The following is a 12912-nucleotide window of genomic DNA, read 5'->3' as shown; positions in this document are numbered from 1 at the left end:
GAGCGCCGGGACCCATACCTCTCAAAGACGATGGCTCCCGGTTATTGAACTGCGAATCAGTTCCGACTATCCGTAGATAGCCATCCACGTCTCTCGTCCGTCTATACCCTCAGTGCAGACCGCATCGCCGCCTGATACCTTGAGGTAGCAACCGGCACCCTGGCTTACGTAGACGGCCTTCTCCCTGTCATGGTAGGAGCTCGCGGTAAAACCCGACCATCCACCGAAGTGGCAGGAATTCACGTAGACATACCCGCCGACCTTGTTCTTGCCCAGCAGGCAGGGACCCGTCGTGCCAGCGGCCATAGATATGATCCCGTCGGGGGAGTTCGCCCATCGCTGCCGTTGGACTTCTACGTCACACTTCACCGCGGTCACAGGATGACCAATTCCATTGAACTGGAGACATTTCCCGAACGCGATATTCTTAATGTTGAACCCCCGGACAGGCGTGGCGGACGCCGGCGTCGTACCGAGCATTGCCACCCCTGCCGCAGCCACCCCGGCGACAGCCACGCCAAATTTACGCTTCATACTTTCCCCTCGCTTTTCTTGCCTGTTTGACACCGGCAGGTCAGCTTGTCCGCGACTACCGCGACGGGCGCCCGCGCCCCTGCCCCCTCGAAGCGGTCACCTTCGCAGGAAGTGTCACGCCGACCGCTTTCCCATAGCGACCGACGAGATCATTAAACACCAAATCGCCCCCTCGCACCCGTGAAATTAACGAGCACCTGTCACGCAACTTCCAGGAGTCCGTGCATTGCATAGATCCCGCATCCATGACGCCTGAATATCCGAAATTGGCTGAATTTCCCCCCTCGCATCCTCACATTGTCAAGGAAGCAGTACGTCTGCAGCACATCTGCGGACCTGAGACGCGATCCACCCTGGCGAAGGAGCACGAACGGTGGTAGCGGCCGTCGAGATGGGATGAGCAACGGGCCGCGAACGACGCGTACTTGGAAACAGTGTGGGCCACCGGACAGACAGAAGTCGCCAAGCCGGCTCCAGATGCCCGGTCCGTATACCGGGGTGCCGTCTACTCGCTCGGCACCACCCGTCGTTCCTCCGCGAAGTGGCAGGCCGAGGCGTGCCGCGTCGGGCCGGTGGCGTCCTGGAACGCCGCCGGGACCGCCAGCGGCGGCTCGACCCGTGCGCACAGCTCCTGCGCCTTCCAGCAGCGGGTGCGGAAATGGCAGCCGGACGGCGGGTCGGCCGGGGAGGGGACGTCGCCGCTCAGCAGGATCCTCCCCCGCCCCTCGCCGGCAGACGCCCCCGCCCGGTGGGCGCGGGCCCCGGGGTCGGGTACCGGGACGGCGGAGAGCAGCGCCTGGGTGTACGGGTGGGTCGGGTGGTCGTAGATCTGCTCACCGGTGCCGATCTCGGCGATCCTGCCGAGGTACATCACCGCGACCCGGTCGGAGAGGTGCCGGACGACGGACAGGTCGTGCGCGATGAAGACGTAGGAGAGCCCGAAGTCGGCCTGGAGCCGGGCCAGGAGGTTGACGACCTGGGCCTGGACGGAGACGTCGAGGGCGGAGACCGGCTCGTCGGCGACGATGATCTCCGGGCGGAGGGCCAGGCCGCGGGCGATCCCGATGCGCTGCCGCTGGCCCCCGGAGAACTGGTGCGGATAGCGATTGATGAACTCGGGGTTGAGGCCGACGACTTCGAGGAGTTCTTGGACCCGGCGCCGACGGTCGCCCTTGGGCGCCACCTCGGGGTGGATCTCGAAGGGCTCGCCGATGATGTCGCCGACCGTCATCCGGGGGTTGAGCGAGGTGTAGGGGTCCTGGAACACCATCTGGATGTTGCGCCGGACGGCCTTCATGGCGCGCCCGGAGAGCCGGGTGATGTCCTCGCCGCGGTAACGGATGTGACCGTCCGTCGGCCGTTCCAGGCCGACCAGCATCCGGGCGACGGTGGACTTGCCGCAGCCGGACTCCCCCACGATGCCCAGGGTTTCGCCCTGCCGGAGGTCGAAGGAGACCCCGTCGACCGCCTTGACCGCGCCCACCTGCTTCTTGATCAGCACGCCCTGGGTGAGCGGGTAGTGCTTGACCAGGTCGCGGACTTCGAGGAGGGGTTCACCGGGCGCCATCGAGCGTCTCCTTCCAGAAGTGGCAGGCGCTGGTCCGGCCCGGCCCGACGTCGTAGAGCGGCGGGCGGTCGGTGTGGCAGACGTCGCGGGCCAGCGGGCAGCGGGGGTGGAAGGCGCAGCCCGGCGGGATGGCGGTGAGGTTCGGAGGCAGGCCCTTGATCGCGTGCAGTTCCCGGCCCTTGTGCCCCAGGCGGGGGACGGACTCCAGCAAGCCGCGGGTGTACGGGTGCGCGGGCGCCTTGTAGAGCTGGTGCACCGGGGCGGACTCGACGACCCGGCCCGCGTACATCACGGCGATGGTGTCGGCGACGTCGGCGACCACGCCCAGGTCGTGGGTGATCAGGATCAGGCCCATCCGGTATTCCCGGCGCAACTCGGCGAGCAGGTCCATGACCTGGGCCTGGACCGTGACGTCCAGGGCGGTGGTCGGCTCGTCGGCGATGATCAGGTCGGGTTCCAGGGCGAGCGCCATGGCGATCATGATGCGCTGGCGCATACCGCCGGAGAACTGGTGCGGATAGTCCCCCACCCGCGCCCGGGCCGCCGGGATGCCGACCCGCTCCATCAGCTCGACGGCCTTGGCCCGGGCTTCCTTGCGGGACGTCCCGGTGTGCACCTGGAACATCTCGCCGAGTTGGGTGCCGACGCTGAGCACCGGGTTCAGCGCGGAGAGCGCGTCCTGGAAGATCATCGCCATCTTCGCGCCGCGGATCCTGCGGCGCTCCTCCTTGCCCAGGGTGAGCAGATCGCGCCCCTGGAAGAGGATCCGGCCGCCGGTGACGAAGCCCGGTGGGGAGTCGAGGATGCCCATCACGGCCTGCGCGGTGACGGACTTGCCGGAGCCGGACTCGCCGAGCACCGCCAGCGTCTGGCCGGCGGCCACGGTGTAGCTGACGCCGTTGACGGCCTTGGCCACCCCGTCCCGGGTGCGGAACTCCACCGCCAGGTCCTGGACGTCGAGCAGGGGCTGCGCCGGGGGCGCGCCGCCGTTGGTCATCTCCACCGCCTCCTCAGCGCAGCTTGGGGTCGAGGGCGTCGCGCACCGCGTCGCCGAGCATGATGAACGCCAGCACCGTGATGCTCAGCGCGCCCGCGGGCCAGAGCAGCATGTGGGGGGCGTTGCGGATGTGGGTGGAGGCGGCGGAGATGTCGATGCCCCAGGAGACGGTGGGTGGTTTCAGGCCCGCGCCGAGGTAGGACAGGGTGGCCTCCAGGGCGATGTAGGTGCCCAGCGCGATGGTGGCGACGACGATGACGGGGGCGACGGCGTTGGGGGCGATGTGCCGCAGCAGCAGCCGCCGGTTGCCCGCGCCCAGGGCCCGGGCGGCCTGGACGTAGTCGTTCTGCTTGGCGGTGACGACCGAGCCGCGGGCGATCCGGGCGATCTGCGGCCAGCCGAGCAGCACGATGAAGCCGATCACCGGCCAGACGGTGGCGCTGGTGACCACGGAGAGGAAGACCAGCCCGCCGAGCAGCACCGGGATGCCGAAGAAGATGTCGGCGAGCCGGGAGAGCAGGGTGTCCCACCAGCCGCCGAAGAAGCCGGCCAGGCCGCCGAGCAGTCCGCCCAGGAGGGCGACGCCGGCGGTGGCGCAGGTGCCGACGGTGATGGAGGCGCGGGCGCCGTAGACGACCCGGGTGTAGACGTCCCGGCCCTGGGTGTCGTAGCCGAAGGGGTGGCCGGGGCCGGCGCCCTGCTGGGCCTTGGCGAGGTCGGCGCGGTAGGGGTTGCCGGTGGCGATCAGCTGCGGCCAGAGGGCGATGACCACCAGGAAGACGATGACCAGCGCGGAGACCACGAAGACCGGGTTGCGGCGCAGGTCGTGCCAGGCGTCGCTCCACAGGCTGCGGGGTTTGCCGGTGGGTTCGCCGCCCGGGGGCAGGGGCCGGGCGGTGGGGGCGCGTTCGAGGGATTCGGCCTCGCCGATGGCGAGCGCGGCGGTGCCGCCGTCGCCGTGGCCGATGGCTTCCTTGGGCACGTGGGACTCAGGCATAGCGGATCCTCGGGTCGAGGACGGCGTAGAGCAGGTCGACCAGCAGGTTGGCGATCAGGAAGACCAGCACCAGGATCGTCACGAAGCCCACCACGGTGGGCGAGTTCTGCCGGAGGATGCCCTGGTAGAGCTGGTAGCCGACGCCGTGGATGTTGAAGATGCGCTCGGTGACGATGGCGCCGCCCATCAGCGCGCCGATGTCGGTGCCGATGAAGGTGACGACCGGGATCAGAGAGTTCCGCAGCAGGTGACGGGTGATCACCCGGTGCCGGGGCAGGCCCTTGGCGATGGCGGTGCGGACGTAGTCGGCGCGGGCGTTCTCCGCGATCGAGGTCCGGGTCAGCCGGGTGACGTAGGCGAGCGAGACCAGCGCCAACACCAGGCCGGGCAGCAGCAGTTGGCCCAGTGGTGCGTCCAGGGCGACGGTCGGGGCTGCCCATTCCCACTTCACGCCGAAGACGAACTGGAGCAGATAGCCGCTGACGAAGGTCGGCACCGAGACCACGACGAGGGTGAGGACCAGCACGGTGGTGTCGATGCCCCGGCCGCGCCGCAGTCCGCTGAACACCCCCAGCGCGATGCCCACCACCATTTCGATGACGATCGCGACCAGGGTGAGCCGGAGGGTGACGGAGAAGGCCGAGGACATCAGCTCGGTGACCGGTCGGCCGTTGAACGCGATGCCGAAGTTCCCCTGGAAGATCTGGCCCATGTAGTGCGGGTACTGCTTCCACAACGGCTGGTCGAGGTAGAGGTCGTGGCGGATCTGCGCCGCGGTGGCGGGGTCCGGCGCCCGGTCGCCGAACATCGCGGCGACCGGGTCGCCCAGTGCGTAGACCATCAGGAAGATCAGAAAGGTGCTGCCGATGAACACCGGGATCATCTGGAGCAGCCGCCGGATCACATAACGTCCCATGAGCGCGCCTGCCTCCGTGGTCAACCGACCGTGATCTCGTTGTAGACCGGCACGCTGAACGGATTGAGCCGCACATTGCTGATCCGGTCCGAATAGCCGCCGCTGCCGTTCTGGTACCACAGCGGGATGGCGGGCATCTCGCGGGCGAGAATCCGCTCCGCGTCCTGGAACTTCGCCACCGCTTGCCGGGTGTCCGGGGCGGCGTTCGCCTGGTTGACGAGCTTGTCGAATTCGGGGTTGCTGAATTTTCCGTCGTTGGAGGAGGCACCGGTGTAGTACAGCGGCTGGAGGAAGTTCTGGATCAGTGGGTAGTCCATCTGCCAGCCGGCCCGGAACGGCCCGGTCATCTGTTTGGCACTGATCTTGTTACGGAAGTCCGCGAAGGTGCCGACGGGATTCCCCACGCACGCCTTGTCGTCCCCCAGCGTCTTGTTGATGCTGTTGCAGATCGCGTCGACCCAGTCCTTGTGCGAGCCGGTGTCGGCGTTGTACGTGATCGTGGTCCGGCCGCCGGGAATTCCGCCGCCGTCCTTGATGAGTTGCCGGGCCTTCGCCGGGTTGAATTCGCAGGATTCGCCGCAGAGCCCCGGTTTGTAGCCGCCCTTGGCGCCCAGTACCGGTGAGGTCCAGTCGGTGGCCGGGGTGCGTGTGTTCTGGAAGATCTCCTTGGTGATCTGCCCCCGGTCGATCGCCATCGACAGGCCGCGCCGCACCTGCGCCGCGCCCGGTTTGCTCCACCGCGGGTCGTACATGGGGAAGGTGAGGGTCTGGATGATCCCGGCCGGCTGATTCAGATACCGGTCTCCCAGATCTGCCCGGACGTTCTTCAGTTGGGAGGCCGGAATGTCGTCCACCAGGTCGAGGTTCCCGGCCTGGAGGTCCGTGTAGGCGGTTTCGTTGTCGGTGTAGACGCGGAGGTCGATCCCGCCGTTCTGCGCCGGGTCGGAGCCGGGGTACCTCTTCCACTTCCGCATTTTCAGCACGCTGCCCTTGGCGTACGAATCCACCACGTACGGGCCGTTGCCGATGGGTTTCGCCAGCCAGCCGGCGTGGTCGCGGAAGAACGTCTGGGGCAGCGGCATGAACGCCGAATAGCCCAGGGTGTCCGGCCAGCTGGAGAACTTCTGGTTCAGGGTGACGGTGAAGGTGTGGTCGTCCTTCACCCGGAGCCCGGAGAGGGTCTTCGCGGTGGCCGAACCATTGTCCGGGTGCACCTTGTCGAAGCCGTCGATGTACTGGAAGAAGGGCGCGTTCTTCTGCTTGTTGTCCAGCAGCGCGCCGTAATTCCAGGCGTCCACGAAGGACTTGGCGGTGACCTTCTCGCCGTTGCTGAAGGTCCAGCCGCGCTTGAGCGTCACGGTGTAGTGCTGGGCGTCGGTGGTCTCGATCTTCTCGGCGAGGACGTTCTCCGCGGCGCCGGTCCCGGGGTTGTACCGCTTGAGGCCGCGGAACAGCATTTCCAGGACCTTGCCGCCCTGCACCTCGTTGGTGTTGGCCGGCTCCAGCGGATTCTGCGGGTCCCCCCAGGAGGCGCTGACCACGGCGGAGCCGCCCGGCCCGGCGGTCCCACCCCCGCAGGCGGTGGCCACGAGGGCCAGCACCCCCGCGCAGACGGCCCACTTCGCGCGCACGGCTCCGCGCATGGCGCCTCCTTACGGTCCGGACTCCGGGTCACACGTAGTCGCGGGGACCACACGTAGCCCACATCAGAGCCCAAACCGTGCCATAGCGCACCTCGGCACCGGCCGCCACTGCTCCGAACCCCCGGGAAACCCCTCGGATGACCGACGCCCGGTCACCGCCCCGTGCCACCGAGGCCCTACGGGCATACGGCGGCGCCCCGCCGGACCGTGGTCCGACGGGGCGCCGGGAAGAGCCGTGGCGCGGGTCGCGTCAGCCGTGCTTGGCGCGCGAGGCGGTGCGGCCGCGCTCCTTCTGGTCCAGGACGACCTTGCGGATGCGGACGGCCTCCGGGGTCACCTCGACGCACTCGTCATCGCGGCAGAACTCCAGGGACTGCTCCAGCGACAGCTTGCGCGGCGGGACGATCGCCTCGAAGGAGTCGGCCGAGGAGGAGCGCATGTTCGTGAGCTTCTTCTCCTTGGTGATGTTCACGTCCATGTCGTCGGCGCGCGAGTTCTCGCCGACGATCATGCCCTCGTACACCTCGGTGCCGGGGTCGGTGAACAGCACGCCGCGCTCCTGCAGGTTCGTCATCGCGAAGGCGGTGACGGCACCGGCACGGTCGGCGACCAGCGAGCCGTTGTTACGGGTCGTCAGCGTGCCGAACCACGGCTCGTGGCCCTCGTGGATGGAGTGGCCGATGCCCGTGCCGCGGGTCTGCGTCAGGAACTCCGTACGGAAGCCGATGAGGCCGCGCGACGGGACCACGAACTCCATGCGGACCCAGCCGGAGCCGTGGTTCGACATGTTGTCCATGCGGCCCTTGCGGACACCCATGAGCTGCGTGACGGCGCCCATGTGCTCCTCGGGCACGTCGATCGTCATGCGCTCGACCGGCTCGTGGACCTTGCCGTCGATCTCCTTGGTGACCACCTGCGGCTTGCCGATGGTCAGCTCGAAGCCCTCACGGCGCATCTGCTCGACGAGGATGGCCAGCGCCAGCTCACCGCGGCCCTGCACCTCCCAGGCGTCGGGGCGCTCGGTGTCCAGGACGCGCAGCGAGACGTTACCGATCAGCTCGCGGTCCAGGCGGTCCTTCACCTGGCGGGCGGTGACCTTGCGGTCCTTGACCGCCGCCTTGGCGGCGGCTCCCTTGCCGGTGCCGCCGCGGCCGACCAGCGGCGAGGTGTTCGTACCGATGACCATGGAGATGGCCGGCTCGTCGACCGTGATCAGCGGCAGCGCGATCGGGTTCTCCGGGTCGGCCAGCGTCTCGCCGATCATGATGTCGGGGATACCGGCGACCGCGCAGATGTCACCGGGGCCCGCGACCTCGGCGGGCTTGCGGGTGAGCGCCTCGGTCATCATCAGCTCGGAGATGCGGACGTTCGAGACCGTGCCGTCGCGCTTGATCCAGGCCACGGTCTGGCCCTTGCGCAGCTCGCCCTGCTCGACGCGCAGGAGCGCGATACGGCCGAGGAAGTTGTCGGCGTCCAGGTTGGTGACGTGCGCCTGGAGCGGGGCCGTCTCGTCGTAGGTCGGGGCCGGGACGTGCTCCAGGATCGCGGAGAAGAACGGCTCCAGGTTGGTGGAGTCGGCCGGGACCGTGCCGTCCTCCGGCTTCGTCAGCGACGCGATGCCGTCACGGCCGCACGCGTAGACGATCGGGAACTCGATCTGCTCCTCGTCCGCGTCCAGGTCCAGGAACAGGTCGTACGTCTCGTTGACGACCTCGTCGATGCGGGAGTCCGGGCGGTCCGTCTTGTTGATGCACAGGATGACGGGCATCCGGGCCTGCAGCGCCTTGCGCAGCACGAAGCGGGTCTGCGGGAGCGGGCCCTCGGAGGCGTCCACCAGCAGGACCACCGCGTCGACCATCGACAGACCGCGCTCGACCTCGCCACCGAAGTCGGCGTGACCGGGGGTGTCGATGATGTTGATCGTGATGGGCTCCCCGCCGTCCTTCGGGTGATACTTCACCGCGGTGTTCTTGGCGAGGATCGTGATGCCCTTCTCACGCTCCAGGTCGTTCGAGTCCATGACGCGGTCGTCGACGGACTCCAGCTGGTGCGCGGCGAAGGCGCCGGCCTGCTTGAGCATGGCGTCGACGATGGTCGTCTTGCCGTGGTCGACGTGGGCGACGATGGCGACGTTACGGATGTCGTGGCGCGTGGCCATATTGCGGCGTACTCCCGAAGTGAGTGGACGGCTGCGCGTACGTCTGTGTTACGCGGCCCTGCCGGGCTTGACACGCCACGGCCTCACCCCATGGTACGGGGCTGCGGCGGCAATGGCCGCCCCAGCCCGTACGCACCACCTCTGACCTGCGGTTTCTTATCGAACTTTAGCTCTGGCGCAACCCCTACTTCGTGTAACCGATGTCTTGGAAGCGGGGTGTGGCGAAGCCGAACGCGCCGATGTTGGCGAGTGACTTCCTGGTGGCCACCAGTTCCGGCCGCTGGTAGAGCGGGATCGAGCCGGCGGCGGCCCAGATCCGGGCGTCGGCCTGCTCGACCAGGGTGTGCTCGGCGTCCGTGTCCAGCTCCGAGGCGGCCTGCTCGAAGAGCTGGTCGATGTGGTCGGTGCCGACCCGGGTGTAGTTCTGTTCGACGGTCAGCGAGCCGTCCGGCGCCGGCTGCGGCTTGGCGAAGATCGGCCGGGCGTCGGTGGCCGGGTAGGCGGTGCCGGGCCAGGAGTACAGCGCCAGATCGAAGTCGCCGGAGGCGATGTGGTCCTGGAAGTAGCTGGAGTCCGGCACCTGCTGGATCGTGGTCTGCACCCCGATCCGGTTCAGCATCCCCGAGATCCGCCGGCCGACGGTGCGCAGCTGCTCGGAACCGGGCCCCTCGGGGAGGACGAAGCGCAGCGCCAGCGGCCGGCCGTCCTTCCGCAGCACCGGCGCCGCGCCGGGGGCCCGGCCGGCCGCCGCCTGCGGGGAGTGCCCGGCGTCGGCCGGCCGGGCGTGCAGCAGGCCGGTGCCGGACCACAGGGCGGCGGCGTGGCCGGCGGCGGCGCCCGGCAGGTGCGGGGCCTGCCCGGTCTCGATCCGCTCGGCGGCGCCCAGCACCTGCGCGGCCCGCTTCTTGTACCGCCGGTACTTGCGGTACGCCGGGGAAGCGGTGTCCCCGGCGGCCGCCACCTTCTGCTGGGCGGCCTCGGCCTTGTAGAACCCCGCGCTCTGCCGCAGCAGGGCGGCCTGCTGGACCTCGGAGCCGACCGCCCCGGCGAAGGACAGCGGCGCCTCGGCGGCGGCCGGGCGGGCGCCGTCCCGGTCGTCGACCGCGCCGGGCCGGTGCAGGTTGCGGCCGTCGGACCCGGCGTCGCCGGACTGGTCCACGGCGGTGCCGCCGCCGGGCTCGTCCGCCCGGGGGTCCTCGGAGTACCCGTCCCCGTCGGTGGCCCGGTCCGGCGTGACCGCCCGGCCGGCGCCGGCCTGCTCCTCTCCCGCCGGCTGCCCGGCGGACCCGCCGGAGGGCTTCCAGCCGGCCTCCGCGAGCAGTTTCTTGGCCTCGCCCGAGTCGGTGTCGCCCAGGGCGTCGCTGTGGTCCTCGTAGCCGTGCTGACCGGCCATCAGCAGGTGGTTGCCGAGCGGTTTGGTGGGCAGGTCCAGCGGCTTGAGGACGGTGTCGGCGAGCGCCTGCCGGTCGATCGCGCGGGCCACCGCGCGGCGCACCCGCTGGTCGGCGAGCGGCCCGGCGCTGCCGTTGAGGGCGAGCTGGGTGTAGGCCGGCTCCAGGGCCTTGCGGACGGTGTAGCCGCGCAGCGCGGCGTTCCGGGCGGTGGCGTCCCGGCCATCGGCCTTGGCGTCCGCGCCCTTGGCCGCGGGGGGCCCGGCGGCCTGGGCGACCCGCTTGGCGGTGACCTGGTCGACCGCGGCGACGTCGACTGCCCCGGCGGCCAGCGCCTTGGCCCGCTTGCTCCGGGGCAGCGCCGTGAGCACCAGCCGGTCGAGCTTGGCCCGGTCGCCCCACCACTGGGGGTTGCGGACGAGGGTGACGGTGCGGTGGTCGGCGTCCCGCTTCTGGACGAGGAACGGGCCGGCGCCGACCGGGAGTTTCTCCCGTGCCGCGTCGTTGAAGGCGTTGGCGTCGCCCATCACGCTCTTCGGGTAGAGCGGGGTGAACAGCGACTGCCAGTCGGCGTACGGGCGGGCGAAGGTGACCTTGACCTCGCGCGGTGTGGCGCCCGCCGCGACCTTGGCGATCCGGTCGTAACCGGCGTTGCGGGCGGTCCAGTAGGCGTTGTCCTTGCCGCGCAGCGCGTTCCACTGGGCGACGAAGTCCGCGGCGGTGATCGACCGCCCGTCGCTCCAGCGGGCCTTGGCGTTGAGCTTGTAGGTGACGACCTGCCGCGGCTCGCGGGCGCTGACGTCGGCGGCGGCGAGGTAGTCGGCGTTGCGCTGCGGCCGGCCGTTGGCGTCGAGGGTGAACAGGCTGGGCAGGACGGCGCCGGTGACCCGGGCGGTGGCCGCGTCGGCGTCGCTCTGGAAGGCGTTGAAGGTGCTGGGCAGCGAGTCGATCGCCCAGCGGACCGTACCGCCGTCCTTGACCGACCCGCGCGGGGCCGGCGCGATGTCCTGGGACTGGGCGACGGAGGGCGCGGCGTCGCCCTGGCTGCATCCGGCCAGTGCCGGCAGCGGGAGCAGCACCCCCACCGCGACGAGCGCGACACAGCGGCGCCTGTGGCACACCGCGCCGCCTGGGCTGACGTGGTCGGTCATGACTGTTCCCTCCGGGCTCGCCCGCGCCGCGCCGAGCCGCCGCAACACGTTCGGCCGACTTTGCGGCTCATCACATCTATGGGCTCCCTACTGAAGGTGACCGCCCAGGCCCGGATCGTTCGACACGTCGGGGGTCCGGGCAAGGCCACCCGCCCGGCCCAATTGCGACTCGTCCGGCTGACGGACGCGGGGAGCGCGCCGGGAACTCCGCGGGCCGCCGTACCGGCTCGTTTCGCACCGGAGTTCGGCGTAGCGCAGGGTACGGCGGTCCCGCAACGCACCGGTTCGAGTCGTACTCGCGCCTGCCCCCTTCCCAAGCCCTACTGTGACGCGCGACACTCTCGGGCGCATGAGATCGCCCACCACGCTCACGAAGTGAGGGCATGTGATGTCCGTACAGGACGACTTGACGGCGGTTGAACGCAGCCTGGACGCCTTGGTCCAGGCGGTCGGAAAACTTCAGACGCGGATCGGTGGCGGGCTGGACGTCCGCCGGGTCCGCAGCGACACGGACCATCTGCGGGAGAGCCTGGCGCTGCTCAAGCAGGGCCTGGCCGGTGCCCCGCCGGGCCGGCCGGAGGCGGCCGAGGACGAGATGGTGCCGATCCCGGACACCCCCTACAACGCCGCGCTGTGGACGGACGCCGAGGACGAGGGCCTGGGCGCCAAGGACCGGCACGCGCCCTGAGGACGGAGACCGACGATGGCCACTGGCATCGAACCCGCATCGCAATCGGGCCCGACCGGCGTGCACGATGCCTCGCGCGCCGCCATCCCCGCCCGCCACCTGCGCACCGACCGCTGGTGGCTGGCGCCGGCCGGCACGGCCGCCGGGCTGCTCGCGTTCGTCGTCTACTCGACCTGGCGTGCGTTCGCGAACGCCGACTACTACCACGCGCCCTATGTCTCGCCGTTCTACTCGCCGTGCCTGGCGGACAACTGCCACACCATGCGCGGCGGCCCCAACTGGGCGCTCTTCGGCAGCTGGTGGGGCCTGTCGCCCGCCCTGCTGATCCTGATCTTCCCGCTGGGCTTCCGGCTGACCTGCTACTACTACCGCAAGGCGTACTACCGCGGCTTCTGGGCCTCCCCGCCGGCCTGCGCGGTCGCCGAGCCGCACCGGAAGTACACCGGCGAGACCCGCTTCCCGCTGATCCTGCAGAACGTCCACCGCTACTTCTTCTACTTCGCGGTGCTGGTCGCCGGCGTCCTCACCTACGACACCGTGCTGACCTTCCGCGACGACCACTACCGCTGGGGCCATATGGGCCTGGGCTCGCTGATCTTCCTCGCCAACATCGGGCTGATCTGGGCCTACACCCTCTCCTGCCACTCCTGCCGGCACATCGTCGGCGGTCGGCTGCGGCACTTCTCCAAGCACCCGGTGCGCTACCGGTTGTGGGGCTGGGTCAGCAGGCTCAACGCGCGCCACATGCTGCTCGCCTGGTCCTCGCTGATCAGCGTGGCGCTGGCGGACTTCTACGTCTTCCTGCTGGCCAGCGGCGCGTTCGAGGATCCGCGCTTCTTCTGACGAACGACATCCGAGGGAATCCAGGGT

General features: G+C 69.7%; 10 protein-coding genes. 2 read left to right on the top strand and 8 right to left on the bottom strand.

What is annotated here, in order from left to right; translation table 11 throughout:
• Positions 1-66: 66 nt before the first annotated feature.
• The 8 genes from JNO44_RS27630 to JNO44_RS27595 all read right to left on the bottom strand — a co-directional run bounded on the left by JNO44_RS27630 (position 67) and on the right by JNO44_RS27595 (position 11354).
• Positions 67-534, bottom strand: coding sequence for an RICIN domain-containing protein (locus JNO44_RS27630; RefSeq protein WP_205366538.1), 468 nt, complete (start codon positions 532-534; stop codon positions 67-69).
• A gap of 505 nt (positions 535-1039) precedes the next feature.
• Positions 1040-2101, bottom strand: a complete 1062-nt coding sequence (locus JNO44_RS27625; RefSeq protein WP_205366537.1) for an ABC transporter ATP-binding protein — start codon at positions 2099-2101, stop codon at positions 1040-1042.
• Positions 2088-3098: an ABC transporter ATP-binding protein gene (locus JNO44_RS27620; RefSeq protein ID WP_205366536.1), complete on the bottom strand. Its 1011-nt coding sequence runs from the start codon at positions 3096-3098 to the stop codon at positions 2088-2090. Before JNO44_RS27620 ends, JNO44_RS27625 begins: the two co-directional genes overlap by 14 nt.
• 13 nt (positions 3099-3111) lie before the next feature.
• Positions 3112-4095, bottom strand: a complete 984-nt coding sequence (locus JNO44_RS27615; protein WP_205366535.1) for an ABC transporter permease — start codon at positions 4093-4095, stop codon at positions 3112-3114.
• Positions 4088-5011, bottom strand: a complete 924-nt coding sequence (locus JNO44_RS27610) for an ABC transporter permease (protein WP_039640894.1) — start codon at positions 5009-5011, stop codon at positions 4088-4090. The genes JNO44_RS27615 and JNO44_RS27610 overlap by 8 nt, the downstream gene beginning before the upstream one ends.
• Positions 5012-5031: 20 nt before the next feature.
• Entirely contained in the window at positions 5032-6654 is a 1623-nt protein-coding gene (locus tag JNO44_RS27605) for a peptide ABC transporter substrate-binding protein (protein WP_205366534.1), read from the bottom strand.
• A gap of 250 nt (positions 6655-6904) precedes the next feature.
• A complete protein-coding gene (typA, locus tag JNO44_RS27600; RefSeq protein WP_205366533.1) occupies positions 6905-8812 on the bottom strand; it encodes a translational GTPase TypA in 1908 nt (635 codons plus the stop codon).
• Between the two features lie 184 nt (positions 8813-8996).
• Positions 8997-11354 carry an ABC transporter family substrate-binding protein gene (locus tag JNO44_RS27595; protein WP_205366532.1) on the bottom strand — a complete coding sequence of 786 codons (2358 nt, stop codon included), beginning with the start codon at positions 11352-11354 and terminating at the stop codon, positions 8997-8999.
• Positions 11355-11742: 388 nt separating this feature from the next.
• Here JNO44_RS27595 and JNO44_RS27590 point away from each other — a divergent pair, with 388 nt between their 5' ends.
• Both JNO44_RS27590 and JNO44_RS27585 read left to right on the top strand, forming a co-directional pair.
• Positions 11743-12042, top strand: a complete 300-nt coding sequence (locus tag JNO44_RS27590) for a hypothetical protein (RefSeq protein WP_039633110.1) — start codon at positions 11743-11745, stop codon at positions 12040-12042.
• Between the two features lie 15 nt (positions 12043-12057).
• Positions 12058-12885, top strand: a complete 828-nt coding sequence (locus tag JNO44_RS27585; protein WP_205366531.1) for a hypothetical protein — start codon at positions 12058-12060, stop codon at positions 12883-12885.
• Positions 12886-12912 lie beyond the last annotated feature (27 nt).

It is taken from the genome of Streptomyces noursei, assembly GCF_016917755.1.
Lineage (GTDB): Bacteria > Actinomycetota > Actinomycetes > Streptomycetales > Streptomycetaceae > Streptomyces > Streptomyces yunnanensis.
The sequence above is the reverse complement of the archived record's forward strand: the minus strand, read 5'-3'. Positions and strand labels throughout refer to the sequence as shown.